We start from the raw sequence: 25641 nt of genomic DNA on the forward strand, positions 1-25641 counted from the left end.
CGGCCTGGCTGACGTTGCTGATCCGGCCGACCATCCAGGGGGAGATCATGTCGAAGGAGTGGTAGACGTCGGAGAAGCCGGGGCGTGAGTCGTTGGTGCCGTTGCGCCAGTGGGTGGGCACGCCGCCGATGACGTAGCAGCCCTGGGCCTTGAACCAGTCGACGACGTCTTTGCAGGGGGCGGGCTGGAAGGGGCGGCCGGGGTCGTTGAAGCCGAAGCCCCAGATGCACACGACGGGTTTGCCGTTCTGGCGGGCGTAGGCGCTGGAGGCGGTGTGGGCCTTCATTGTGGAGGTCCAGTCCTGTTTGATCTGGGCCTGCATGTCCGTCCAGCTCGTGACGTCGTACATGATGTAGAACTTGCGGCCGTGGGCCTCGGCGGACTGGCGTACTTTCTGTGCCATTCCGTCGCGGGTGGGGCCCTCGGGGCTGAAGGGGTTGAACCGCTGGAGGGCGGCGGTGTCGCAGTTGTTCTCCCGCATCCAGCGGAAGTGGGTGTCGACCGTCTGCTGGTCCCAGGAGGAGAACAGGGTCGCCGTGCCGCCGTTGCCCAGGTTCGGATAGGCCGTGGGATAGGTACGGGTGTACTCCCGCATGTCCGGCCAGGACACCAGCGTCGTATTCGAGGGCGACGGCGGCTGGCCCGCGTTCTGGCTGTAGTGCCACCAGCTGTTGATCGGCGCACCGTCACCGATACACGCGAACCAGCCCTGATAACCCACAGTGATCTTACCGACCACATCACCCGGCGGGGACGCGAAGGTTCCCGGATTCACTCGGCGTCTCGGCGCGGACGCGGCTGTGGCCTGCTGGGCAGCACCGACGCCACCGATCGCGGCCGATGCGGCCAGCGCGGAAGCGATGACGGACCGTCGTGACACACTCATGGAGGATTTCCTCCCACTAGATATCTGCCAGAAATGCGCAATTCCCCGGGAGTGGGGGGATTTACAGGCGGCGGCAGCCCGCCCGGCTCCCCGGGACACGCCTGTGCAAAGTAGTCGGACCGGACGGGCCCGCACAAGGCCACGGGCACCAGGAATTCGCCCCAGAATTACCCGGACTGTCAGTCGATTTTCTTTACACTTACCGTTTCCAGCGAAATACGAATTAGTGCGGGGCGCCCGGGGAAGCGGCGTTTTCACCCCGGTGTGCTCCCCTTGTGTCCCTCTGCGCTCGTATGCGCCCGGGGTGTGGCGGGCATCACCTCCCTGACACCGTTGAGCGGGGGAGGTGCGCGGTGCACGGACCGGCGACGGCCGGCTGGCTGCTCGTCGCGCTCTGCGCGGCGGCCGGGGGCTACTGTCTGCTCCGGTTGCGCAGCAGCGTGGACGAACAGCGCAGTTCGGCGGGGGGCGAGGCGCTGATGGCCTTCGGGATGGCGGCCATGGCCGTGCCCACCGCCGTGGTGACACCACCTCGGTGGGTCTGGCCGGTGTATGTGGTGGTGTTCGGCGGCGCGGCGCTGTACGCGATGGCGTCGGCCCGGGGCACGCCGCACCATCTGCACCATCTTCTGGGGACGCTCGCCATGGTCTACATGGCCTGGGCCATGGCCCGGGCGCCCGCCGGGGAGCACGGCGCGCATCTGGCGGGCGGCACCCCGCTGATCACCGGGCTGCTGCTGATCTACTACGCGGGATATGTGCTGTGGACGGGAGGACGCCTGCTGCCGCTGCCTTCGGCGGCCGAGGGCGGTGTCTCGGCCGGAGCCGGCATCGGCCTCGCGGCCGGTGCCCCTGCCCCGGCCGGCACGGGCGGGGGCATCGCCGCCGGGGTCGGCTGGGGCGACCGCCCCGAGCTGGCGCTGGCCTGCCGACTCTCCATGGGGCTCGCCATGCTGGCGATGCTGCTCACGCTCTGAGCCCCACGCCCGGTATCCGACAGGGACCGGGCGGACCGGACCGGCCGAAACGTGTCGTGGGTCACTTGCCCGGCGAGCCCATACCCCTGGTGACCCGGCCCTCCTAGTCTGGTAACCATGATGGTCTCCCTGGCGCTGCTGCTGCTCGGCGCACTGGCCGCCGTCGCCGCCCCGCGGCTCCTGTCGCGAGCCGAGTGGCCGGAGCGCGAGCCCGTGGTGGCGCTGTGGGTGTGGCAGTGCGTCGTGGCGGCCGTCCTGCTGAGTTTCGCGCTCTCGATGACCTTCAGCGCGGCCGCCGCCTGGCAGGCGGTACGCGGACATGTCTTCGCCCCGGCTCCGCACGGTGTGATGGAGGCGTACTCCCTCGGCGCGAACCGGCCGTGGTCGGCCGTACTCGCGGTGGTCCTGGCGAGCGGCGGACTGTGGACGGCGGCGATGCTCACCCGCGAGATCCACCGGGCCCGGCGCCGTCGCCGCACCCGCCGCGCGGCACTGCTCGTACGCTCCCCCGCGCTGCCCGGCGAGAAGGCCGGCTGCGATCCGCTCGTCGTCCTGGAGAGCGAGCGCTCCGACGCCTGGTGGCTGTCCGGCGCAGCACCCCAACTCGTCGTCACCACCGCCGCGTTGCGCCGTCTGAAGGGCCGCCAGCTCGATGCCGTCCTCGCCCATGAGCAGGGGCACGCGCGCGCCAGGCACGACTGGCTGCTGCACTGCTCAGGAGCGCTCGCGAACGGCTTCCCCCAGGTGCCGGTGTTCGCGGCGTTCCGCGACGAGATGCACCGGCTGGTCGAACTGGCCGCTGACGACGCCGCCTCACGGCGCTTCGGCCGGCGGACGATCGCGCTGGCCCTGGTCGAACTCAACGAGGACCGGGGGGTGTTCGGTCCGGGTACCGCACCGGACGCCCAGCTCCCGCGGCGGGTGAGCCGGCTGCTGTCTCCGGTGGAGCGGCTGACGGCGGGACGCCGGCTGCGGCTGACCGCTGCCGCCACGCTGGTGCCCGTGGTACCGCTGCTGATCGCCTTCGTACCGGCGCTGCGCGCGCTGGGATAGCTTGACCGGCGGCTCATCGGCAAGGATCACTTCATGCGTTCGCCGTCGATTCCCTCACCCGCGCCCACTCCCCCGCCGCGTCCCGTGCGTGTCACACCCGCCCGTACGGCCGCTCTGCTGGCCTCCTTCTCGGGCGTCCTGGTGACGCTCGTGGTGGCGGGATGGGATCCGCTGTTGCTCTTCGACCGTACGCTCGCCGAGAGACTGCACGACCGGGCGGTGGCGCAGCCGGGGGCGACCTGGGCGAACCGGGTGCTGACCGACTGGGTCTGGGACCCGTGGACGATGCGTCTGCTGACGGCCGCCGCCGTGATCGCCGTGTGGCTGCGCGGGGACCGGCTGCTCGCCCTGTGGGTCGCGGCGACGAGCGCGGTCGGCGCGGCCCTCTCCACGGCGCTGAAGTCCGCGGTGGGCCGGGAGCGCCCGCACTGGCCCGACCCGGTCGACTCCGCCGACTTCGCGGCCTTCCCGTCCGGGCACGCCATGACGGCCACGGTCACCTGCGGGCTGCTGCTGTGGCTGCTGCGGGGCCATGGGACGGGCCCTCGGACGTGGCGTACGGCGCTGGCTCTCGCGGCCGTCTCGGTGGCCGGGGCCGGCCTGACCCGGCTGTGGCTGGGGGTGCACTGGGGCTCGGACGTGCTGGGCGGCTGGCTGCTCGGCGGCTGCGTCGTCGCCCTCTCGCTGGCCGCGTACGGCCGCCTGGCCCGGTCCGGGGAGCGATGACGTCCGAGAACGCCGGGGGCGCCCTTCCGGGACGCCGTCGGGCCCGGCAGGAGCCTCCCGGGCGCGACGGCGGCCGTATACGGCGCACGCCTTGTTTGGGAAGCGCTGCCACCGGAAGGATCGAGCACATGACCTACAAGGGTGTGCTCTTCGATTTCTCCGGAACCCTTTTCCGTATCGAATCCGCCGGCTCCTGACTGCGTGCGGTGCTCGACGAGGCCGGTCTGGCCATGCCGCCTCATGAGCTGCGGCGGTACGCGATGCGCCTGGCCGTGGCCGGGGCGCTGCCCGGCGGTTCTTCCCCGCAGCAGATGCCGCCGGAGCTGGCGCGGCTGTGGCCGACCCGTGACGAGAGCGCCGAGCGGCACCGGGCCGTGTACACCGGACTCGCCCAACAGGTGCCGCTGCCCGATCCGGCCCTGTACGACGCGCTCTACGACCGCCATATGACGCCCGACGCCTGGCGCCCGTACGCCGACGCGGCCGAGGTGCTCGGCGCCCTGCGGCGCGGCGGTGTCGGCGTCGCGGTGGTGAGCAATATCGGCTGGGACCTGCGGCCCGTTTTCCGCGCCCACGGGCTGGACGCGTTCATTGACACCTATGTGCTCTCGTACGAGCACGGCGTGCAGAAGCCGGATGTGCGGCTCTTCCGGGCGGCCTGCGAGGAGCTGGGCCAGGATCCGCACGATGTGCTGATGGTCGGCGACGACCGGCAAGCGGACGGCGGAGCGGCCGACTTGGGCTGCTCGGTGCATTTCGTGGACCACCTGCCGGTGGAGGAGCGGCCGGCGGGACTGCGGCCCGTCGTCGCCCTCGCGGGCCAGGGGCCGCTGCCCGAGCCCCGGGCCACACCACTGCCGTAGCCCCAAAAACGGGCGCTCCGGGCCGCCGAAACGGGCGGCCCCGAGCGCCGGGGCATGCCGAAGCCGCCTGACTTGGACGATCCCCCGCGTCGCCCAAGGCAGGCGGCAGCCCCGCTGACCAGGCCCGGAAGGGCCTGCGGCGGGACGCACTGAGTATATTGGCTGAGAGCCAGTCAACGCAGGAGTCAAGCATGTCCCCGCGGAGCGCATCGGTCAATGAAGAGCTCCGTCGGCGTTCCCGGGAGCGGCTGTTGCAGGCGACGGTGGAGCTGGTGGCCGAGCGTGGTTACGAGGCCACGACACTCGCCGACATCGCCGACCGGGCCGGTTCGGCACGCGGTCTCGTGTCGTACTACTTCCCGGGAAAACGGCACCTGTTGCAGTCCGCCGTACACCGTCTGATGCACCGTACGCTGGAGGCGGCCCTGCGGCGTGAGCCGGCGACGGACGACGGCCGGGAGCTGATGGCGCGGGCGATCGACGCCATTCTCGGGCTCGCCGCCGGCAGTCCCGTCCTGATGCGGACGCACATGGCCGGCATCCTGGCGGCCGAGGGTTTTGTGCAGTGCCCCGAACAGCAGCGGCTCGCACGGCTGTTGCGGGAGACGGTCGTGGCATACGGGTCACCGGATCCGGACAGCGACTATCCGATGCTGCGCGCCTTGTTGATGGGCGCGGTCTTCGCGGTGCTGATGCCGGGTGCGCCGATGCCGCCTGAGCGGCTCCGCGCCGAGCTGTTCACACGCTACGGGCTGGACTGGGAGCTGGGTGTTCCGCCGGGCGGCGAACCGCCCGGCGGAACAGGTCAGAGCATCGTCCCTCAGTGACCGGAGCCGCGGAAGTACTCGGGCTGCGTCTGGACGTTGAGCTCGTCCAGCCGAACCCGCTTCGCGGCGTCCGTCCTGCGGTCGTCGAGCTTCAGCACGTCGAAGCCCTTGGCGATGTCGTTCGAGTAGATGTAGCCGTTGTAGTAGTACGCCGACCAGGAACCGCCGGTCGTCATGGTCGTGGTCGAGATCGGACCGCGCTCGAAGTAGGCGATCTCCTTCGGCTTCGAGGAGTTCGTGAAGTCCCACACCGAGACGCCACCCTGGTACCAGGCCTGGACCATGATGTCGTGGCCCTTGACCGGGATCAGCGAGCCGTTGTGGGCGACGCAGTTCTCGGTGTCCGCCTGGTGACGGGGGATCTTGTAGTAGCTGCGGAAGACCAGCTTGCGGTGGTCACCGCGGCCGACGATGTCGTAGATGCCGTCGGCACCGCGGTCCGGGCCGACCTCGGCGTTGCAGGTCGCGGCGCCACCGCCGCCCAGCTCGTCGGTGAAGACGACCTTGTCGGCGTCCTGGTTGAAGGTCGCCGAGTGCCAGAACGCGAAGTTGGTGTTGTCCTGGACCCGGTCGATGACCTTGGGCCGCTCCGGGTTCTTGATGTTGAAGAGGATGCCGTCACCCATGCAGGCACCGGCTGCCAGGTCCTTGGAGGGCAGCACGGTGATGTCGTGGCAGCCAGTGGTCGCGGAGACACCCGGGTTGGTCGGCGCGCCCGGGTTTCCGCCGTCCGGGAAGAGCACCGGGAAGTCCACGACGGCGGCCCGCTGCGGGGCCTTGCGCGGCACCTTGATGATGGAGATGCCGTCGTGCGGCGGCTGGCAGTCCGGGAAGGACGTGCTGGGCGAGTACGAGGAGACGTAGACGTAGACGTCCTTGCGCTCCGGCACCAGCGTGTGCGTGTGCGAGCCGCAGGCGGTCTCGACAGCGGCCACGTACTTCGGGTTCCGCTTGTCGCGGATGTCGAAGATCTTGATGCCCTCCCACGAGGACTTCTCCGACGCCGGCTGCGTGGCGCTGGTGCAGGAGTTGTCGCTGCGCGAGGAGTCGGTGGAGAGGAAGAGCAGATCGCCGGAGACGGAGATGTCGTTCTGCGATCCGGGACACAGGACCTGGGCGACCGTCTTCGGGGACTTCGGGTTGCTGAGGTCGAAGATCCGGAAGCCGTCGTAATTACCGGAGAAGGCGTACTTGCCCTGGAAGGTCAGGTCCGAGTTCGTTCCGGCCAGCGCGTCCTTCGGGGTGTTGTTCAGGTGCGTGATGTTGCGACTGTGGACGACTTCGTCCACGCCGGGTATCTCGCCGTTCTGGACGGCTGCCTTCACCTCGGCGGCCTGGCCGGCGGAGATCTTTCCCTTGGCCGGGCCGGTGCCGGGGTCGGGTGTGGCAGCCGCGGGTCCGGCTGTCAGCAGAGTGGCGAAGAGCCCGGCCGCGGCTGCCGCCACGCCCAGACGTCTGCGCCGCACGCGGGTGGTGTGCAACGAGATCACTACGTCCTCCCTAGAAACCGTTCCGAGTTGAACGAGTCTCGGACCTCGGCAGTATGGTCCTTCTCATGTACATCTCAACAGACGGCAACACAGACGTAATGAAAGTTTTTGATCAACCACATGCGGAAGCGTGTTAGTACGGTGTTCCACCACACCATGTGCCGCTGGAGGTCGCTGTGTTGATCCACCGCAGAAGCCCGCGTGTCCGCCGGTCCGCCGTCGCGGCAGCGGTCGCTGCCGCCCTGCTCGCCCTGGGAGCCTGCGAGTCGGGGGGCGACAAGAAGGCGGAGGCCGGGGGGAGCAAGGGTCCCGGCGTGGTGGCTCCCGGTAAGCCGGGGCAGCCCGCGCGGACGCTCTCCCCCGAGGAGGCGGCCAAGGAGGCGCCGGACGACAGCCCCAACTCCGCTGATTTCGCCTATGCGCAGATGATGATCGTGCATCACGGGCAGGCGCTGGAAATGGCCGGACTCGCCGGTGAACGGGCGGGATCGACACCGGTGAAGCGGCTCGCCGAGCGGATCGAGGCCGCGCAGAAGCCGGAGATCGGTGCGATGAACGGCTGGCTGAAAACCAATGGCGGGGCAAAGCGGCAGCAAGGACATGACCACGGCACGATGCCGGGAATGGCCACCGAGGCCCAACTGACGCAGTTGCGCGCGGCCCGGGGCGCGGCCTTCGACGAACTCTTCCTCAAGCTGATGATCACTCACCACCAGGGGGCGATCACCATGGCCACCGACGCGCTCTCGCAGGGCAACAACATCCTGATCGAGGAGATGGCGGCCGACGTCATAGCCCAGCAGACCTCAGAGATGAACCGGATGCGCTCCATGTGAGGCCGACACCGCCCGCCCGCAGCCGATATGACGGCCCGTCAGCGACGGTGGTGACGAGGCGTCAGATGTCCCGCGTCGCGGGCCCCGGCGATCAGCCTGAGCGACTTGCGGCGGCTGAATCCGGTCGCTGACATCACCGCGAGCACCGGGTCCCGGCCCTCCCGCTGGGCCGCGCGGTAGATCTCGGCGACGCTCCGCCGGGCGGCGCTGCCACGCGGCGCGGCCGGCCGGCCCCGGTGTCGGCCGGACGGTTCCTGGTCCTCGCCGTAGCCCGGTGACGAGTCGGCCGGATCATGGTCGGCCGGATCGCCCGCGGCCGGTTCCACGGCGGCCGTGACGGCTTCCTGCCCGGCGCCGGGCTCGGCGCCGGCGGACTCGGTGGCCGCCGGCTCCCGGGCGGCGGACTCGTGGACGGCCGGTTCATGGCCGGACGGCGCGCCGTCCGCGACACCGCCGGCCGTCTCGCCCCCGGGGACTCCCGCCTCGGGCGCCTCGATGTCCACGGTCCCGGCGCCGAAGGGTCCGATCGTGGGCTCGGCCGGTTCACCGGAGACGGGCTCGCCGAGGAACCCCTCCGGCGCGGGTCGGCGGAGCTGGCCGATGACCATCCGGCAGGCGTTCTGCAGCGGTGTCTCGATCGCCTCGGCGAGTGCGGCGAAGCCGTCCAGGGCCAGCGGGGGGTCGGCCTGCGCGCCCTCGATGGCGATGCGGCCGTCCCGTACCACCGCGAGCACATCGAGCCGGGCGCCGTCGGCGAAGGTCAGCCGGACATCGACCCAGGGCGGGAGGATCTCGCGCCGCGCGGCGCCGTCGCGGGGATCACCGGCACCGGTCACGGTGCCGTGTCCCTGCACCTCCCACATGGGCCACTCGTACCCGTCACTCTCATCGGGGTCCTGGGCGGAAATCAATTCGTGTTCCGACACATTCACAACTTAATAAGGCAATCCGCCCTTATAGCCATGGCGCGCACGCGCCCGCCCCGTACGGCACCCTGTCGGCTCATCGCACCGGATTCGCGCGCCGGTGCGATGCTGGAGTCCCGGCGGGAAGGAGTGCGCCGTGCTGCGCGTCGCCGTTGTCGGATCGGGTCCCAGTGGCGTCTACACCGCCCAGGCCCTGGTCGAGCAGACCCGGGTGCCGGATGTCCAGGTGGAGATCCTGGACCGGCTCCCCTGCCCGTACGGGCTGGTGCGCTACGGTGTCGCACCCGACCACGAGAAGATCAAATCGCTTCAGGGCAGTCTGCGCACGGTGCTGGAGCATGAGCGGGTCGGCTTTCTCGGCAATGTGGAGGTGGGGGCGCGGGGCCTCACGCCCGAGCGGCTGCGGGAGCTGTACCACGCGGTCGTCTACTGCGTCGGAGCGGCCAGGGACCGGTCGCTCGACGTGCCGGGCGAGGCACTGCCCGGCAGCTTCTCGGCCACCGACTTCGTCTCCTGGTACAGCGCCCACCCCGACGCCGCGAGCAGGGATTTCGCGCTGCACGGACGGTCGGCCGTGGTGATCGGCGCGGGCAATGTCGCCGTCGACGTGGCCCGCGTCCTGGCGCGCGGCGCCGAGGAGCTCAGGGCGACCGATGTGCCCGATGCCGCCCTGGGCGCGCTGGCCGCCAGCGGTGTACGCGACACACACCTGGTGGGCAGGCGCGGTCCCGCACAGGCGAAGTTCACCACCAAGGAGCTGCGGGAGCTGGGGTCGCTCCCGGCGGCGGAGATCCGGGTGGACCGGGCGGACCTGGCACTGGACCCCGCGCACGCGGGAGACATCACGCTGCCGGCGGTGAACCGGCGCAATCTGGAGGTCGTCCGCGGCTGGGCCGCACTGCCGCCCGGGAACAAGCCGCGCCGGATCCACCTGCGGTTCTTCCTGCGCCCCGTGGAGATTCTCGAGGCGCGCGGCCGGGCCGCCGGGGTGCGGTTCGAACGTACGGCGCCGGACGGGACCGGGGGCGTACGCGGCACCGGCGCGTACGAGGACATCGAGGCACAGCTTGTGCTGAGGGCGGTCGGCTACCGGGGCGTACCACTCGCGGGGCTGCCGTTCGACGAGAGCACGGGGACGGTGCCGCACACGGCGGGGCGGGTACTGAGGGACGGCGCGCCCTCCCCCGGCGAGTATGTCGCGGGCTGGATCAAGCGCGGCCCGGTCGGAGTGATCGGGACCAATCGGTCCGATGCCAAGGAGACGGTCGCCTCACTGCTCGCCGACGCGCCCGCGCTGGTCACGCGCCGGGTGGCGGCGGATCCGGTCGCCGTGCTGCGCGAATGGGGCCAGGCGCCGGTGGAGTGGCCGGGCTGGCTGGCGATCGAGAAGGCCGAAGCGGCGCTCGGGCGGTCACTGGGACGGCGGTCGGTGAAGATCGCCGACTGGCAGGGCCTGCTGGAGGCCGCGCTGCGGGCCCAGCGGGTGGGGCGCTGAAGCCGGAAGCCTCCGGCGGGACGCGGCCTCCGGTCAGGCGCCGCCGAGGCGCTCCGTCTGGCTCCTGGCCGCCGCCAGAACGCTGTCGAGCAGTCCGGGGAAGAGGCCGTCAAGATCGTCACCGCGCAGGCCGTTCAGCTTCGTCGTGCCCCGGTAGGTCTGCCGGATCAGACCGCTCTCGCGCAGCACCCTGAAGTGGTGTGTGGTGGTGGACTTGGTGACCGGCAGATCGAAGTGCGAACAGGACAGCTCCCGGCCGGCCGCGGCCAGTTCGCGGACGACGCGCAGGCGCAGCGGGTCGGAGAGGGCGTGGAGCACTCCCTCCAGGAGGATCGCCTCCCGCGGGGGATGAGCGAGTTCGCGGGTACGGGTCGGGGTGGTCACAGCGGCTCCACTTCCTTGGGTGGGAGCCTTATCGTACGAGATCCGTCGTAGTTCGCCCTAGGGTGCGGGGCGCCGTACGCGGCGGCGGAGCCTGCCGTGCCGCCGGGGCCTCCCGCGTGCGGGGGGCTGCCCTCCTTCGCGGACCAGACGCTGGCCCAGATCGACGGGGCCTCCCGCGTGCGGGGGCTGCCGGTGGCGGCGCGGCGCCATGTCTTCGGGTCAGTCGGTGACCGGGATGCGGCCGGGCTCCTGCTTGCCCCGTGTCGGCAGGTGCCGGCCGACAAGCAGCCGGTAGAGCGCCGCGCCGAGCGGGCCGCCCACGAGGGGGCCGACGATGGGCACCCAGAAGTAGAAGCCGCCGTACTGGTCCCGCCACGCGCCTCCGTATCCCGTGATGAAGCTGGCGAGCCGGGGGCCGAAGTCGCGTGCCGGGTTGATGGCGTAGCCGGCGTCCGCGCCCCAGGCCATACCGATCGCCACGACGACGAGACCGACGATCAGCGCGCCGAGGTTGGCCCCCGGAGGCTGGTTGAGCAGGTCGGTGACGGCGAAGATGACCAGCACCAGGAGGGCGGTCCCGATGATCTGGTCGCGCAGGGCTCCCCACTGGCTCACCGGCAGTGTGCCGTTGCCGGGAAGGGTGGAGAAGACGATCTGTGTCTTGTCGGTGTGCCCGGGATCGGCCTTGGCCAGGACCTCTGTGTAGTTCCAGCGCACAAGCAGCGCGGCGACGAACGCGCCGGCGGTCTGCGCGACCACATAGGGGGCGACCTTGTGCCACGAGAAGCCCTTGAAGAGCGCGAGGGACAGCGTGACGGCCGGGTTGATGTGGGCGCCGCTGACCCGGGCGGCGACATAGATACCGAACGTGACGCCCAGCCCCCAGGCCCACGCGATGCTGTCGTGGTCGCCGACGCCGGCGGCCACCACCTGCGCCACCACACCGCAGCCGAAGAGAATGAGGATCATGGTGCCCGCGAATTCCGCGGACAGCTCACCGAGAAGACCTCGCTTTTCCGCGCTTTCCGCCATGGGATCCCGCCTTCTGCCGATCCGCGGACCGATAGTGCTGCGTCTCATCGGCATTCTGTGCCGGGCAGAGGAGTTCCGCGACGCGCGACCGCGCGGCAGAGCCGTCGGCGGAGAGCGGCGTGAACGGCGGCGCCGCAGGTCAATCGTTGGCCGTCGATCCGTCGCGGGCCGCGCTCCCCCGGCCGGACGGCCGCCGGGCCGTGGGGCCATTGGGGTGTGCCCCGGGCCGTGCGGGGCCGTCAGCCGGTGAACGGCCTGCCCGGTCAGAGCCCGGGGCCGCCATGGAGCATGTAGCGGTCGAGCAGGTGCGCACGGGCCACCTCAAGCCGTCCGGCGAGAATCGCGGCGATGGAGCGGGTCAGGATGAAGCCCAGAGCCGGGTCGTCCTCGCACAGGGTCCGTACCGCGATTCCGTCGAATTCATGGGCCCGCACCGGGCTGAACGCCTCGGCCCCGAAATGCCACTCGTGCGGGGGAAAGAGCCAGGACCAGCCGAGCAGTTCCCCCATGCCGAGCGTATCGACCATCACCCGCCGCCGGCCGGGGACATACAGATCGAGTGCGACGGTGCCCGTGTGGATGATCCAAAATCTGTCCGCCGGGCTTCCCTCCTCGAAGATCCTGGTGTCCTGGGGAAAGAAGACGTCGCGGGCCATTCCCATCAGGAGTTCGCGATGACCGACGGGCAGCACGGTCATCAGACGCGTTGGGGAAGCCATGGTCGCGAACCTCCTCGCCAAGCGGCCCGCAGGACGCCACGGCCGGGGCACCCCGGTCTTCTCGACGGCATCTGCGGCTGTTCACCCGCGGCGCCCCGGGCCGGCCGCGGCCGACGCGCGCGCGAGGCGGAGAGCCGTTTCGAACGGACCCGTTCTGAACGGCATCGTGACCCGCCGTTCCGGCAGGTCTTCGTCCCAGCCAGGCATTGGGCGAGACGGCTCTCCCTACGAGCGTATCCCCGCCGCGCGGTCCTCTTCGAGTGCCGGGAGCGGACCGTTGAAGATTCTTTGGACGGCCGGACGGGGCTCGGGCCCCGTCCGGCACCCGGCACCACCGGCCCGGGGGCCGGACGGGAGGTGCCGGACGGGGCCCCGCCGGTCAGAGTGCCCGGTGGTACGGGTCAGGACCGGAGATCGCGACGCCCAGCTCCCGCGCGGCGTGCCGGGCGAAGGAGGGATCGCGCAGCAGCTCACGGCCGAGGAGCACGGCGTCCGCCTGCCCATTGGCGATGATCTCCTCGGCCTGCCGCGCCTCGGTGATCAGGCCGACCGCGGCGACGGCCAGCTCCGTCTCCTTCTTGACGCGTTCGGCGAACGGCACCTGGTAGCCGGGGACCGCGTCGATCTTGGCGTTGGGGGCATTGCCGCCCGTGGAGGTGTCCAGCAGATCCACGCCGTGGGCGGAGAGGTCGCCGGCGAACCGGATGGTGTCCTCGGCCGTCCAGCCCTCGCGCTCGTCGTCCGGGTTCTCGGTGAGCCAGTCGGTGGCGGAGATACGGAAGAAGACCGGCAACTCCTGCGGCCACACGGCGCGTACGGCGTCCACGACCTCCAGGGCGAAGCGGACGCGGTTCTCGTAGGAGCCGCCGTACTCGTCCGTCCGGCGATTGGTGTACGGCGAGAGGAACTGGTTGATCAGGTAGCCGTGGGCGCCATGGATCTCGGCCACCTCGAAGCCCGCCGCGAGGGCCCGGCGGGCGGTCGCGGCGAACTGCTCCACGATCTCCTCGATCCGCTCGGTGGACAGCTCTTCCGGGACGGTGGAGGTCTCGCCGAACGGGAGCGGGCTCGGGCCCACCGGGGTCCATCCGTACCCGTCTCCGGGCGGGATCGGCGCGCCGCGGTCCACCCAGGTCCGCTCGGTGGACGCCTTGCGCCCGGCGTGGGCGATCTGGACGCCCGGAACGGTCCCCTGGCTCTTGAGGAAGGAGGTGATCCGGCGGAACGAGTCGGTCTGGGCGCTGTTCCACAGCCCCAGGTCGTACGGGCTGATGCGGCCCTCGGGGCTCACGGCGGTGGCCTCGGTGAGGATCAGGCCCGTGCCGCCGACGGCCCGCGCGGCCAGGTGCTGGAAGTGCCAGTCGGTGGGTACACCCTGTTCGGGGCCGTCCGGCGCGGCGGAGTACTGGCACATGGGCGCCATCCACACCCGGTTGGGGATCGTCAGTGACCGCAGGGTGTACGGCTCAAAAAGGGCAGCGCTCATTCCGGGCTCCGTTTTCGACTCGCGCGACTGAACTCTTTGTACGGTACACGTCGTACTACGACGTCCACCAAATAACGAGAAGCCACGCGCGGGGCGAACCATTCCGGTTCCGCCGTCCGAATTCGGGATCGCACACGCGGCCACCACCGGCCGGCACCGATCGCCACGGGCCGGCACCGACCGGCACCGACCGGAGCCGGCCCGACACGGTATGTCGCCGCAGCAACGACATACCGTCCGGCCTGCGCGGACGCCCGCTCCCGAGGGCACTGTCAGTGGCCGGGTACAGACTGTCCTCCGTCCGAGACAACGTCGTCCTGGAGGTGGTCGGTCATGACCGACGTACTGCTCACCGTAGGTACCCGCAAAGGGCTCTTCATCGGCCGCAGGCACAGCGGCCGATGGCGGTTCGACGGACCGCACTTCAACGCGCAGGCGGTCTATTCGATCGCGATCGACACGCGCCGGTCCGTGCCGCGGCTGCTGGTCGGCGGGGACAGCGCGCACTGGGGTCCTTCCGTGTTCCACTCCGACGACCTCGGGACGAGCTGGACGGAGCCGGCCGAACCGGCGGTCAGGTTCCCCCAGGACACGGGCGCGTCGCTGGAGCGGGTGTGGCAGCTCCATCCGGCCGGGCCCTCGGAGCCGGACGTGGTGTACGCGGGCACCGAGCCCGCCGCGCTGTTCCGCTCCGACGACGGAGGCGAGACCTTCGAGCTGGTCCGGCCGCTCTGGGAGCATCCGACGCGTTCACGCTGGGAGCCGGGCGGCGGAGGGGAAGCGGTGCACACGGTGGTGACCGACCGCCGCGATCCGGACGCGCTGACCGTCGCGGTGTCCGCGGCCGGGGTCTTCCGCTCCCGGGACGGCGGCCGGAGCTGGGCCCCGTCCAACAAGGGCGTGTCGGCGTCCTTCCTGCCCGATCCGCATCCGGAGTTCGGCCAGTGCGTGCACAAGATCGCGCAGGACGCGGGCGATCTGGACCGGCTGTATCTGCAGAACCACTGGGGGGTCTTCCGCAGCGACGACGCGGGAGCACGCTGGAGCGACATCGGCGCCGGCCTGCCGTCCGACTTCGGCTTCACGGTCGCGGCACACCCGCACCGCGCCGATGTGGCCTATGTCTTCCCGATCAACGCCGACGCCGACCGGGTCCCGGCCGGGCGGCGCTGCCGGGTCTACCGCACAGAGGACGCGGGCCAGAGCTGGGAGCCGCTGTCGGCGGGGCTGCCCGAGGGAGACCACTTCGGCACGGTGCTGCGCGACGCGATGTGCACGGACGACGCGGATCCCGCGGGCGTGTATTTCGGCAATCGCAATGGCGAGGTCTACGCGAGCGCGGACGACGGAGACCGCTGGCAGCGGCTCGCCTCGCATCTGCCGGATGTCCTCTGCGTCCGGGCGGCGGCCATCGGGGATTAGGGTCCTTCGGGTGTGTCGCCCGCGTACCGCACATACCCGGGCGGCTCCGCGTGCGGGGTCCGGTCGCGCGCATCGGGCTGATCGGTTCCCCGTACGGACGCCCCTGAGCGAGCCGGGGGCCGGGCCCCGGCACAATGCCTCTCGTGCTGCATGTCCGAGTGATCAGTCCCACCGCCCGCACCGAAGAGGTGCTGCGGATCGCCGACACCCATCCCGCGATCGTCAATGTGATCAGGATCGTCGGTGCCGCCTACGCGCCCGCCGGTGACTTCGTGGAGTTCGACGTGGCGAGAGAGGCCGCGAACGGCGTACTGGAGCAGTTGAGTGCTCTCGGGCTCAAGGACACCGGTGCCATCACGGTCGAACAACTGGCGCTGTCCCTCTCCACGGCGGCCGAAGAGGCCGAGAAAGTGGCTCCCGGAGACCCGGACGACGCCGTCGTCTGGCATGAACTGGCCGCCCGGACCGCGACCGATACGCGCATCACCTGGGGGTTCCTGGCGTTTCTCGCGCTCGCGACGCAGCTCGCCGCGATCGGCACGCTGCTGGACCAGCCGATCCTCATCGTCGGCGCCATGGTGCTCGGCCCGGAGTTCGGTCCGGTGGCGGCCATCTGCTTCGGGCTCATGCGCCGGGACTGGCGCCTGATCGGCGCGGCCGTGCGCGCGCTCGCGGTCGGTTTCACGGTGGCGATCGCGATCACGCTGGCATGCGCCGCCGTCAGCCGCCTGCTGGGCTGGATCACTCCGGACATGCTCGACAACAGACCACTGTCCGACTTCATCATCCACCCGGACAAGTGGTCCTTCATCGTGGCGGTCCTGGCGGGGGTGGCAGGGATCCTGTCCCTGACAGCCGGCAAGTCGTCCGCGCTGATCGGCGTCTTCATCTCCGTCACCACGGTCCCCGCGGCGGGGAACATCGCCGTGGCGATCGCGCTCGCGCACTGGCACGAGGTGGGCGCCTCCTTCGTACAGCTCGGCGTCAACCTCGCCGGAATGTTCCTCGCCGGCACCCTCACCCTGCTTCTGCAGCGGGCCCTGTGGGCCCGGTACGGCATGCGCGTGGCCCCCATTCCCCCCGACGGCCCGCTGGAAGCCGGCCCGACCGCGTGACATCCCCGCGGGCGCGTCCCGGTACGGGAAACCGCCGCACGGACAGCACCGCCGGCCGGAGGGAATCAGCGGGTGACAACGACCTTGCCGGTGGAGCGACCGGCCTCGACCAGGCGGTGTGCCTCGCGCAGACCGGCGGCGGAGAAGTCGTCGATGGACGTATTGAGGGTCGTGCGGATCCGCTTGTCGTCGACCAGTGCGCTCACCGCCTCCAGCAGCCTCTTCTGCTCGATCATGTCCTCGGTCTGGTAGATGGACCGGGTGAACATCAGCTCCCAGTGCCAGGCGATGCTCTTGGCCTTCAACGGCAGCAGGTCCAGTCCCTCCGGCTCGTCGATGGCGGTGATGTGCCCGAAGGGCCGGACGATCTCGGCGAACGCCTCGACATTGCCGCGCGAGTGCGGGCTGAACAGGTAGTCCACGCCATCGGGAGCCACCTCACGCGTGGAGGCGGCGAGTTGATGGTGGTTGACGACATCGTCGGCGCCGAACTGCCTCACCCACTCCCGGGACTCGGGGCGGCCGGCCGACGCCAGTACCCGCAGGCCGGTGAGCTCCTTGACGAGCTGGATCATGATCGATCCCACCCCGCCGGCCCCGCCCAGCGCGAGCAGTGTGCCGGTGGAGTCCGCCGTCAGCCCGAAGCGGTCGAAGAGCGTCTCCCACGCCGTGATCGTCGTCAGCGGCATCGCGGCGGCCTCGGCGAAGCCGAGGGAGGCGGGCTTGAGAGCGACGATCCGCTCGTCCACCGCGTGCAGATCGCAGTTGGCTCCGGGGCGGGTGACATCACCCGCGTACCAGACCTCGTCTCCCACCGAGAGCGTGCTCACCTCCGGCCCGGCGGCCTCCACCACCCCCGCCGCGTCGAACCCCAGGATCCGCGGTTCCTCGCCCTCCGGGAGTCCGGCCCGCGATTTCACGTCCGCCGGATTCACCGACACGGCCCGGACCCGCACCAGGACATCGCGGGGCCGCAGTGCCGGGACGGGCACTTCGACATCCTGAAGACTCTCCGGGTCATCGATCGGCAGTCCCTTGTAGCTGGCGATCGCGTGCATCATCTGCCTGGCCATGGTGGGCTCCTTCGGACGGTCCGGGCGGACCGGACGTCCGCCCGCCACCCCTTCCAGGGTCCGCCTCGGAGACCGTAAGCGCACAACGGAGAAAGGCGGCAGCGGCTCCACGGGGCTGTCCCGGGCAGGGCGCACCCTCTGCGCACGGGTAAAGTGGCGCGTCGTGGCGGGACTACCTTTGAGTGAAGTTGTTGAGCCCGGCTGGGCAGAGGCGCTGGCCCCCGTGGCCGGACGTGTCGCGGCGATGGGGGACTTTCTGCGGGCCGAGGTCGCGGCCGGCCGCACCTACCTACCCGCCGGGGCGAACGTGCTCCGCGCTTTCCAGCAACCCTTTGACGACGTACGGGTCCTGATCATGGGTCAGGACCCCTACCCCACCCCGGGAATGGCCGTCGGGCTCAGTTTCTCGGTCGCTCCCGACGTGCGGAACCTGCCCGGCAGCCTGGAGAACATCTTCCGGGAGCTGCACACGGATCTGGGCCTGCCCCGTCCCTCCAACGGTGATCTGACTCCCTGGACGCGGCAGGGGGTGCTGCTGCTGAACAGGGCCCTCACCACGGCGCCCCGCAAGCCGGGCGCGCACCGGGGCAAGGGCTGGGAAGAGGTGACCGAGCAGGCCATTCGCGCCCTGGTCGCCCGCGGCAAGCCGCTGGTGTCCGTGCTGTGGGGACGTGACGCCCGCAATCTGCGGCCGCTCCTCGGGGATCTCCCGGCGGTCGAGTCGGCCCATCCTTCCCCCATGTCGGCGGACCGCGGCTTCTTCGGCTCGCGTCCGTTCAGTCGTGCCAATGACCTCCTGCTCCGGCAGGGAGCACAGCCGGTGGACTGGCAACTGCCGTGAGCTGGGTGCTCGGTGTGGACTCCGGCGGTTCGGGTGTGCGCGTCGCACTCGGCCGCACGGCCCCCACCGGGACGGCCGGCTCCCCGTCTGCCGCCGTTGCCACGGTGGGCACCACCGTCTCCACCGTGCCGGTGCGCACCGGCCCCGCCGGCATTGACGCCGGTCACCTGCTCGGTCAGCTCCTGCCCTCGGTGGAGGCGCTGCTGGCCGAGTCCGGAGCGGACACCCTGTCCGCCGTCGCGATCGGCGCGGCCGGGATGGCGACGCTCGGCGACGGACTCCGCGCCGAGCTGCCGACGGCGCTGGAGCGGGCCCTGGGCGTACGCCGGCTGGCACTCGCCGCCGACGCGGTCACGGCATACGCCGGGGCGCTCGGACAGCGTCCCGGAGCGGTTGTCGCCGCAGGTACGGGCATGATCGCGCTGGGTACCGATCTGAGGCGCTGGCGCCGAGCTGACGGCTGGGGTCATCTGCTCGGTGACTGCGGCAGCGGAGCCTGGATCGGCCGGGCCGGACTGGAGGCGGCGATGCGCGCCCACGACGGCCGGCGCGGCGGATCGCCAGCGCTGCTCTCCAGAATGGAGCTGGCGTTCGGGCCCGCCATCGAAATGCCGGGGCTGCTCTATCCGCGTACGGACCGGCCCGCCGTGCTCGCCTCGTTCGCACCCGAAGTGGCCCGGTGCGCCGCCGGCGACCCGGTCGCGGAGGGCATTCTCGCGACAGCGGCGCGGCATATCGCGGAGGCCGCGGCGGCTGTCTGCCCGCCGTCCGGTGCATGCGAAGTCGCGCTCACGGGCGGGCTGTTCAAGCTGGGCGATCCGTTGCTCGTGCCGCTGCGGGCGGAACTGGCCGGTCAGCTCCCGCACGCCACGACGGTCGCCGCGGCTCATGATCCGCTCGCCGGGGCACTGCTGATCGCGGCGGCGCTCGCCACGGACTCCCTACGGCTGCCGGGGGATCCCCGCATGCTGAACGTCCCGACACAACACGATAGATGAGCAGAAAAATACCTAACGGATAAATAAGGACAGAAGGTTCACGACCGCCCCCTCCCCGAACAGTCGCTCCCACAAAACCAGTAACATTCGGCGCCATGAGCACCCCCACTGGGCCCGCATCCGGCCTGCCCGTACGAATGCCGCGACCCCGCCAGTCGGGGCGCCACCGCCGTCCCGAACCCGTGGCGGCGCCCGAAGGTGCGCCCGCGCTGATCCTCGCCGTTCCCGGCACGCCCTCGCCCGCCGTCCGGGGCCTGGCCGAGGAGGTCGTCAGCATCGCCCGCTCGGAGCTGCCCGGCCTGGACGCCGCCATCGGCTTCCTGGACGGCGACGACTCCGAGTACCCCACGCTGGGGAGCGTCCTGACCCGGACGGCGACGCAGCGTACGGAACGCTATGAGCTGGCGAAGGCCGCGGGCCGTGAGGTCGCCGAACCCGAGGGCCCCGCCGCCGTCGTCGTGCCGCTGCTCGCCGGTCCCGACAGCGACCTGGCCGGGCGGATACAGCAGGCGGTCGCGGACAGTTCCGCCGCCGCGGAGCTGACCGATGTCCTCGGGCCGCACCCGCTGCTCGCGGAGGGTCTGCATGTGCGCCTCTCGGAGGCGGGTCTGGCCCGTGCCGACCGCGCGCGGCTGTTCACCGTCGCCACGGCGGCCGACGGGATCATCCTGGTCACGGTGGGTGGCGAGGAGGCGGTCAAGACCGCGGGGATCACCGGGATGCTGCTCGCCGCGCGCCTCGCCGTGCCGGTGATGGCCGCCGCGCTCGATGTCGAGGGCTCGGTCACCGCGGTCGCCGAACAGCTCCGGGACGCCGGTGCGACCCAGCTCGCGCTCGCTCCCTACCTGGTCGGCCCCGAGCTGCCCGAGGGGCTGCTCGACGTGGCTCTCAAGGAGGCGGACTGCGCCGCGGCCGAGCCGCTCGGCGCCTACCCCGCGATCGGCAAGCTGGTGCTGTCGAAGTACACGACCGCGCTGGGCATCGCGCCGCAGCCGCAGGGCACGTCGGCGAACTGACATGTCCCCGCACGGGGACCCGGGGAGACACCCCTGCCTGCGGGGAGGCGACTCACCCGTACGCGCATGGAAAGGGCCCGCACCGGATCGCTCCGGCGCGGGCCCTTCCGCGAGCCGGCCGCCGCGCGCCCTCCCCGGCGCGTGTACGGCTCCCCGCGTCCGCGCCGTACGGAGCGGGGTACCTCGGGGCCTTTCGGTCAGCCGAAGATCACACAGGAGGCCGCGGGGGCCTCTATGGAGCCCGCGCGGACCGGGACACCGGTGTGCGGGTCGATGTCGAACCAGGTCACATCCCCGGAGTGCTCGTTCGCGGCGTAGAGACGGCGGCCTGCCGGGTCCAGTGCGAGGTCGCGCGGCCAGCGGCCGCCGCACGGCACGGTGGTGACCAGTTCCGCCTTCTCGTACGTCTCGTCGAGCGCGAGGACGGCGATGCTGTCGTGTCCCCGGTTGGCCACCCAGACGAACCTGCCGTCCCGCGCCACGACCACCGCGGAGGCGAAGCTCTCGACGGCGGCACTGTCGGGCAGGACGGACGTCTCACCCACCGGTTCGAGCACCCCTGTCGCGGCGTCCCAGCGGCAGACGGTGAGCGTCGGTTCCAGCTCGCACAGCACATAGGCGTGGCCGCCTGCCGGGTGGAAGGCGAGATGGCGCGGACCGGCGCCGGGGCGCAGTGTTGTCTCGCCGTGCGTGGTCAGCTCGCCCGAGGCCGCGTCCAGAGCGCAGATCCGGACGGAGTCGGTGCCGAGATCGGTGCTCAGCACCCAGCGCCCGCTCGGATCGGCGGTCACCTGATGCGCGTGCGGGCCGCGCTGCCGGTCCGGGTGCGGTCCGCCGCCCTCGTGCTGGAGCACACCGCTCACGGCGCGCAGCGCGCCGTCGCCGCCGACAGGAAGCACCGAGACACTGCCCGAACCGTAGTTGGCGGTCAGCAGATGGCCGGCGGTGAGCGTGAGATGTGTGGGGCCCGCGCCGCACACCGGTACGGGCTCCCCGATCAGCCGGGGTGTCGCGTCCACGGCGTCGGCGGCCGGAGCCAGAAAGGCCGCCGCCGCGCCCTCCTCCTGCTCACTGACCGCGTAGAGCACGGATCCGCCGGGCGCGAGCGCGAGAAAGGACGGGTCCGCGACGGCGTCGGTCGCTCCCCGCTCCGTCAGGGCCCCGGTCTCCGCGTCCACGGCCGCGACGATGATCCCCCGTCCTCCCGGCGAGGTGAACGATCCGATGAAGGCCCGCCCGTCGTTCCTGCCACTCACAGTGTGTGTCCCCTCTTCGGCTGATCCTCAACGGTCCGGCGCCGCTGCCCGGCCGACGGTAGCAGGCGGTCTGGACCAATTCCCCGCCTCGTCCGGCATCGTCCGGCGTCGTCCGGGGAGAACCGACTTGGCATGCTGAGACGCATGAGCACTTCGCGTACCCCGGCGGTCATCTTCGATCTCGATGGAACGCTCGTTGACAGCGAGCCAAACTATTACGAAGCCGGTCGCCGGCTCCTCGCCCACTACGGCGTACACGACTTCGGCTGGGAGCAGCACAGCCGTTTCCTTGGCATCAGCACCCGGGAGACGCTGGAGACGCTGCGCGAGGAGTACGGGATCGCCACGCCCGTCGATGAGTTGCACCCTCAGCAGGACCGCCTCTATCTGGAGCTGGTACGCACCTCGACGGAGGTGTTCCCGGAGATGCGCGAGCTCGTGGAGTTGCTGCACGCGGGCGGCGTGCCCCTGGCCGTGGCGTCCGGCTCGTCGCGCGCCGCCATCGATGCCGCGCTGTCGGTCACCGGCCTGGACGCGTACATGGCCGCGACCGTCTCGGCCGACGAGGTCCCTCACGGCAAGCCGGAGCCCGATGTCTTCCTGGACGCCGCGCGCCGGCTGGGAGCCCGGCCGGCGGACTGTGTGGTGGTGGAGGATGCCGCGCCGGGGGTGCTGGCGGCGCATGCCGCCGGGATGCGCTGCGTCGCGATCCCGTATCTGCCGGACACCGCCTCGGACCCGGCATACCGCACGGCCGGGCTGGTCTTTCCGGGCGGCCGGCGCGAGTTCACGGCGCGGGCCGCGTACGAATGGATCTTCCCGGCGGACGGCGGCGGCGCGTAGGGCCCTTCGTCCGGACCACGCCCCCGGCACCCGCCCGTGAACCGCCCCGAGTGCTACCGGATCATGGGCCCTGACGTGCGAAGACGGCGATCCGGCGGTGGGGCCGGACGGCCGGCGCACATCGGCTGCTCCGCCCGTCCCGGGCGGGCGAGGGAGGGGAATCATGCGGGCCGGACGACGGCTGGGCATCGCGGCTCTGCCGGCGACGGGGCTCGGGGTGGTGGCGATCGCGGGAGCCTCGGCGTGTCATGGACGACGCACAGCACGGCCCGGGTGCCGGGCGATCTCCGACGGGCCGCGGCAGGAGGCCGGCCACCTCCGTGTCGCGGTCATCTCCCCCGGAATGACGGAGTCGGAGCCGGCGGACAGCATCTCCGCCCCGGCTGCCCGTGAACGCGACCGCGCCCCGGCCGGACGGGGAAGTCCGGCCGGGGCGCGGTCACCGCACGGTGCCGTCGCTGCGGCTCCCGCTCAGCCCAGGGTCGCGATGGCCCGGTTGAACGTCGCCGACGGACGCATGACCGCCGACGCCTTGGCCGCGTCGGGGCGGTAGTAGCCGCCGATGTCGGCCGGCGAGCCCTGGACGGCGATCAGCTCGTCGACGATCGTCTGCTCCTGGTCGGCCAGTGTCTTGGCGAGCCCGGCGAACGCCTCCGCGAGCTGGGCGTCGTCGTCCTGCTTCGCCAGCTCCTGCGCCCAGTAGAGCGCCAGGTAGAAGTGGCTTCCCCGGTTGTCGATGCCACCCACCCGGCGGCTGGGCGACTTGTCCTCGTTGAGGAAGGTGCCGGTGGCACGGTCGAGCGTGTCGGCGAGCACCTGGGCGCGCGCGTTGCCGGTCTTCTGCGCGAGGTGCTCGAAGCTGACGGCGAGCGCCAGGAACTCGCCCAGGCTGTCCCAGCGCAGGTAGTTCTGCTTGACGAGCTGCTGGACGTGCTTTGGCGCGGAGCCGCCGGCACCCGTCTCGAACAGTCCGCCGCCGTTGATCAGCGGAACGACCGAGAGCATCTTGGCGCTCGTGCCGAGCTCCAGGATCGGGAACAGGTCGGTCAGGTAGTCGCGCAGCACATTGCCGGTGACCGAGATCGTGTTCTCGCCCCGGCGGATACGGTCGAGGGAGAAGGCGATCGCGTCGACCGGGGCCATGATCTCGATGCGCAGCCCCTCGGTGTCGTGCTCGGGCAGGTACTCCTTGACCTTCGCGATGAGGTTCGCGTCGTGCGCGCGCCCCTCGTCGAGCCAGAACACCGCCGGGTCGCCGGTCGCGCGGGCGCGGGTGACGGCGAGCTTGACCCAGTCCCGGACCGGTACGTCCTTGGTCTGGCACATGCGCCAGATGTCGCCGGCGCTCACCGCGTGTTCGAGCACGACGTCGCCGCGGTCGTCGAGGACCCGCACCGTGCCCGTGACCGGGATCTCGAAGGTCTTGTCGTGGCTGCCGTACTCCTCGGCCGCCTGCGCCATCAGGCCGACGTTGGCCACCGAGCCCATCGTCGCCGGGTCGAAGGCGCCGTTCGCACGGCAGTTGTCGATGACGACCTGGTAGATGCCGGCGTAGCTGCTGTCCGGGATGGTGGCGAGGGTGTCCGCCTCCTGGCCGTCCGGGCCCCACATGTGACCGGAGGTGCGGATCATCGCCGGCATGGAGGCGTCGACGATGACATCGCTCGGTACGTGCAGGTTGGTGATGCCCCGGTCGGAGTCGACCATCGCCAGGGCGGGACCGTCGGCGAGCTCGGCGTCGAAGGACGCCTTGATCTTCGCGCCCTCGGGCAGCGACTCCAGGCCGTTGAGGATGCCGCCGAGCCCGTCGTTCGGGCTCAGGCCGGCCGCGGCGAGCGTCTCGCCGTACTCGGCGAAGGTCTTCGGGAAGAAGGCCCGCACCGCGTGGCCGAAGATGATCGGGTCGGAGACCTTCATCATCGTGGCCTTCAGGTGCACCGAGAAGAGCACACCCTCGGCCTTGGCCCGGGCGATCTGCGCCGTGAGGAACTCGCGCAGCGCCGGTACCCGCATCACGGAGGCGTCCACGATCTCGCCCGCCAGCACGGGCACCGACTCACGCAGCGTGGTGGTGCTGCCGTCGTCGCCGGCCAGTTCGATACGCAGCGAGCCGGCCTCGGCGATGACCGAGGACTTCTCGGTGGAGCGGAAGTCGTCCGCGTCCATGTGCGCGACGTTCGTCTTGGAGTTGGCTTCCCAGACGCCCATCGAGTGCGGGTGCGCCTTGGCGTAGTTCTTCACCGAGGCGGGCGCGCGGCGGTCGGAGTTGCCCTCGCGCAGCACCGGGTTGACGGCGCTGCCCTTGACCTTGTCGTAGCGGGCGCGGACCTCGCGGTCCTCGTCGGACTTCGGGTCGTCCGGGTAGTCGGGCAGCGCGTAGCCCTGCTGCTGAAGCTCGGCGATCGCGGCCTTGAGCTGCGGGATCGAAGCCGAGATGTTCGGCAGCTTGATGATGTTCGCGCCGGGAGTCCTGGCCAGCTCACCCAGCTCCGCGAGTGCGTCGTCGATCCGCTGACTCTCCTCAAGGCGCTCGGGGAAGCCGGCGATGATCCGCCCCGCGAGAGAGATGTCACGGTTCTCCACAGTGACCCCGGCTGTCGAGGCATACGCTTCGATCACAGGCAAGAACGAATACGTTGCCAGGGCCGGGGCCTCGTCGGTGTGTGTATAGATGATGGTCGAGTCAGTCACCCGGGTGCTCCGCTCCACGTCCGCAACATTGCTTGACATCAAGATATCTCTTGTTCGAGCCCCTTTCGACAGGGCCCTGCTTCACCGTGGGCGGAAACGTGTCACCCCGTCCGCGCGGCGGTCGGCAGGGTCCGGGGGCGTGCGCCGGTGCGCCCCCCCCTGACCTGCGGCGCTCGCCGGGCCGGGGCGGCGGGCGGCCTTCCCGCCCGGGCGGTGGAGAGGTGCGGAGCCGCTCCGTGCCCGGCCGGACACGGACCGCCACAGCGCGCGGATCCGGGGCCGGTGCGCGGGCCCGGAACGGGACGGGGGCTATGCCGCCGGGGGCCTGGGCGTCCGGGGCGCCGCGCGGTGGTGGCCGGTGGTGTCCACGCCGGGGAGCGGACCGGGGCTCCGCCGGGTACCGCCGTCCGCCGTGTCGTGCCGGCGCCGCCCCGGACCGCCTGCGTCGCCTCGCGGGCCGTACGATTCCTCGCCGCCGCCGAGCAACTGCCGCAGCAGTGCCTTCTCCACCTCGCTGAGGGGCACTTCGGGGCAGAGCCGCTCGGGATGGCCCGGAGCGGGACCGGCGGGCGCCGGCGAGGCCGTGGGAGCCGTCGGCGGGATGTAGACCCAGATCTGGCCGAACGCGATCAGCCAGTTCACCACGGATCGCCGGCACCGGACGAGAAGAGTGCGCATGTCCGGAG

Annotated in this window: 23 protein-coding genes and 1 pseudogene; 13 read left to right on the forward strand and 11 right to left on the reverse strand. The window is 71.2% G+C overall.

Going from position 1 to position 25641, the window contains the following annotated elements; translation table 11 throughout:
* A partial coding sequence (locus ABZ707_RS25795; RefSeq protein WP_360179349.1) for a glycoside hydrolase family 71/99-like protein occupies positions 1 to 886 on the reverse strand: 886 nt, incomplete at its 3' end.
* A 353-nt stretch (positions 887 to 1239) separates the two neighbouring features.
* Here ABZ707_RS25795 and ABZ707_RS25800 point away from each other — a divergent pair.
* From ABZ707_RS25800 to ABZ707_RS25820, 5 genes and pseudogenes are all read left to right on the forward strand, one after another.
* On the forward strand, positions 1240 to 1863 hold the full coding sequence (locus ABZ707_RS25800; RefSeq protein WP_360179351.1) for a DUF5134 domain-containing protein: 624 nt from the start codon (positions 1240 to 1242) through the stop codon (positions 1861 to 1863).
* A gap of 117 nt (positions 1864 to 1980) precedes the next feature.
* Positions 1981 to 2916 (forward strand): M56 family metallopeptidase, encoded by a 936-nt coding sequence (locus ABZ707_RS25805; protein WP_360179353.1) that lies wholly within the window; start codon positions 1981 to 1983, stop codon positions 2914 to 2916.
* A 33-nt stretch (positions 2917 to 2949) separates the two neighbouring features.
* Positions 2950 to 3642: a phosphatase PAP2 family protein gene (locus tag ABZ707_RS25810; RefSeq protein ID WP_360179355.1), complete on the forward strand. Its 693-nt coding sequence runs from the start codon at positions 2950 to 2952 to the stop codon at positions 3640 to 3642.
* A gap of 128 nt (positions 3643 to 3770) precedes the next feature.
* Positions 3771 to 4505, forward strand: a pseudogene (locus ABZ707_RS25815) (HAD-IA family hydrolase).
* 191 nt (positions 4506 to 4696) lie between these two features.
* Positions 4697 to 5332, forward strand: a complete 636-nt coding sequence (locus ABZ707_RS25820) for a helix-turn-helix domain-containing protein (protein ID WP_360179356.1) — start codon at positions 4697 to 4699, stop codon at positions 5330 to 5332.
* On the opposite strand, the gene ABZ707_RS25825 is transcribed toward ABZ707_RS25820, so the two are convergent.
* The gene (locus tag ABZ707_RS25825; RefSeq protein ID WP_360179358.1) at positions 5326 to 6822 is read right to left on the reverse strand and encodes a hypothetical protein; all 1497 of its coding nucleotides are present in this window, start codon (positions 6820 to 6822) and stop codon (positions 5326 to 5328) included. The genes ABZ707_RS25820 and ABZ707_RS25825 overlap by 7 nt on opposite strands.
* Before the next feature lie 158 nt (positions 6823 to 6980).
* Here ABZ707_RS25825 and ABZ707_RS25830 point away from each other — a divergent pair, with 158 nt between their 5' ends.
* Positions 6981 to 7658: a DUF305 domain-containing protein gene (locus ABZ707_RS25830; RefSeq protein WP_360179360.1), complete on the forward strand. Its 678-nt coding sequence runs from the start codon at positions 6981 to 6983 to the stop codon at positions 7656 to 7658.
* Positions 7659 to 7696: 38 nt separating this feature from the next.
* Here the strand turns inward: ABZ707_RS25830 and ABZ707_RS25835 are convergent, their stop codons facing one another.
* Positions 7697 to 8521 carry a DUF6214 family protein gene (locus ABZ707_RS25835; protein ID WP_360179600.1) on the reverse strand — a complete coding sequence of 275 codons (825 nt, stop codon included), beginning with the start codon at positions 8519 to 8521 and terminating at the stop codon, positions 7697 to 7699.
* Between the two features lie 199 nt (positions 8522 to 8720).
* Between ABZ707_RS25835 and ABZ707_RS25840 the strand changes: the two genes are divergently transcribed.
* Complete coding sequence (locus ABZ707_RS25840; protein WP_360179362.1) at positions 8721 to 10079, forward strand: FAD-dependent oxidoreductase; 1359 nt, start codon at positions 8721 to 8723, stop codon at positions 10077 to 10079.
* A 33-nt stretch (positions 10080 to 10112) separates the two neighbouring features.
* Here ABZ707_RS25840 and ABZ707_RS25845 read toward each other — a convergent pair whose 3' ends face one another.
* The 4 genes from ABZ707_RS25845 to ABZ707_RS25860 all read right to left on the reverse strand — a co-directional run bounded on the left by ABZ707_RS25845 (position 10113) and on the right by ABZ707_RS25860 (position 13700).
* A complete protein-coding gene (locus ABZ707_RS25845; RefSeq protein ID WP_360179364.1) occupies positions 10113 to 10463 on the reverse strand; it encodes a helix-turn-helix domain-containing protein in 351 nt (116 codons plus the stop codon).
* A gap of 219 nt (positions 10464 to 10682) precedes the next feature.
* Positions 10683 to 11495, reverse strand: a complete 813-nt coding sequence (locus ABZ707_RS25850; RefSeq protein WP_360179366.1) for an MIP/aquaporin family protein — start codon at positions 11493 to 11495, stop codon at positions 10683 to 10685.
* Positions 11496 to 11758: 263 nt separating this feature from the next.
* Entirely contained in the window at positions 11759 to 12214 is a 456-nt protein-coding gene (locus ABZ707_RS25855) for a cyclic nucleotide-binding domain-containing protein (protein WP_360179368.1), read from the reverse strand.
* A gap of 379 nt (positions 12215 to 12593) precedes the next feature.
* On the reverse strand, positions 12594 to 13700 hold the full coding sequence (locus tag ABZ707_RS25860) for an NADH:flavin oxidoreductase/NADH oxidase (protein WP_360179370.1): 1107 nt from the start codon (positions 13698 to 13700) through the stop codon (positions 12594 to 12596).
* Positions 13701 to 14033: 333 nt separating this feature from the next.
* Between ABZ707_RS25860 and ABZ707_RS25865 the strand changes: the two genes are divergently transcribed.
* Complete coding sequence (locus ABZ707_RS25865) at positions 14034 to 15122, forward strand: exo-alpha-sialidase (protein WP_360179372.1); 1089 nt, start codon at positions 14034 to 14036, stop codon at positions 15120 to 15122.
* Positions 15123 to 15265: 143 nt separating this feature from the next.
* Entirely contained in the window at positions 15266 to 16237 is a 972-nt protein-coding gene (locus tag ABZ707_RS25870; protein WP_360179374.1) for a DUF389 domain-containing protein, read from the forward strand.
* Positions 16238 to 16302: 65 nt separating this feature from the next.
* Here the strand turns inward: ABZ707_RS25870 and ABZ707_RS25875 are convergent, their stop codons facing one another.
* Positions 16303 to 17310: a zinc-binding alcohol dehydrogenase family protein gene (locus ABZ707_RS25875; RefSeq protein ID WP_360179376.1), complete on the reverse strand. Its 1008-nt coding sequence runs from the start codon at positions 17308 to 17310 to the stop codon at positions 16303 to 16305.
* Between the two features lie 163 nt (positions 17311 to 17473).
* Here ABZ707_RS25875 and ABZ707_RS25880 point away from each other — a divergent pair, with 163 nt between their 5' ends.
* From ABZ707_RS25880 to ABZ707_RS25890, 3 genes are all read left to right on the forward strand, one after another.
* Positions 17474 to 18151 carry a uracil-DNA glycosylase gene (locus tag ABZ707_RS25880; RefSeq protein WP_360179378.1) on the forward strand — a complete coding sequence of 226 codons (678 nt, stop codon included), beginning with the start codon at positions 17474 to 17476 and terminating at the stop codon, positions 18149 to 18151.
* The gene (locus ABZ707_RS25885; protein WP_360179380.1) at positions 18148 to 19149 is read left to right on the forward strand and encodes a BadF/BadG/BcrA/BcrD ATPase family protein; all 1002 of its coding nucleotides are present in this window, start codon (positions 18148 to 18150) and stop codon (positions 19147 to 19149) included. Before ABZ707_RS25880 ends, ABZ707_RS25885 begins: the two co-directional genes overlap by 4 nt.
* 95 nt (positions 19150 to 19244) lie before the next feature.
* Positions 19245 to 20165 (forward strand): hypothetical protein, encoded by a 921-nt coding sequence (locus tag ABZ707_RS25890; protein ID WP_360179382.1) that lies wholly within the window; start codon positions 19245 to 19247, stop codon positions 20163 to 20165.
* Between the two features lie 197 nt (positions 20166 to 20362).
* Here ABZ707_RS25890 and ABZ707_RS25895 read toward each other — a convergent pair whose 3' ends face one another.
* Positions 20363 to 21421, reverse strand: coding sequence for a lactonase family protein (locus tag ABZ707_RS25895; protein ID WP_360179384.1), 1059 nt, complete (start codon positions 21419 to 21421; stop codon positions 20363 to 20365).
* A gap of 144 nt (positions 21422 to 21565) precedes the next feature.
* On the opposite strand from ABZ707_RS25895, the gene ABZ707_RS25900 reads away from it, so the two are divergent.
* A complete protein-coding gene (locus ABZ707_RS25900) occupies positions 21566 to 22264 on the forward strand; it encodes an HAD family phosphatase (protein WP_360179386.1) in 699 nt (232 codons plus the stop codon).
* A 471-nt stretch (positions 22265 to 22735) separates the two neighbouring features.
* On the opposite strand, the gene ABZ707_RS25905 is transcribed toward ABZ707_RS25900, so the two are convergent.
* Together ABZ707_RS25905 and ABZ707_RS25910 are read right to left on the reverse strand one after the other, a co-directional pair.
* On the reverse strand, positions 22736 to 24955 hold the full coding sequence (locus ABZ707_RS25905; RefSeq protein WP_360179388.1) for an NADP-dependent isocitrate dehydrogenase: 2220 nt from the start codon (positions 24953 to 24955) through the stop codon (positions 22736 to 22738).
* A 309-nt stretch (positions 24956 to 25264) separates the two neighbouring features.
* On the reverse strand, positions 25265 to 25633 hold the full coding sequence (locus ABZ707_RS25910) for a DUF6059 family protein (protein WP_360179390.1): 369 nt from the start codon (positions 25631 to 25633) through the stop codon (positions 25265 to 25267).
* Positions 25634 to 25641: the final 8 nt, after the last annotated feature.

The organism is Streptomyces sp. NPDC006923, assembly GCF_040635655.1.
Taxonomy (GTDB): domain Bacteria; phylum Actinomycetota; class Actinomycetes; order Streptomycetales; family Streptomycetaceae; genus Streptomyces.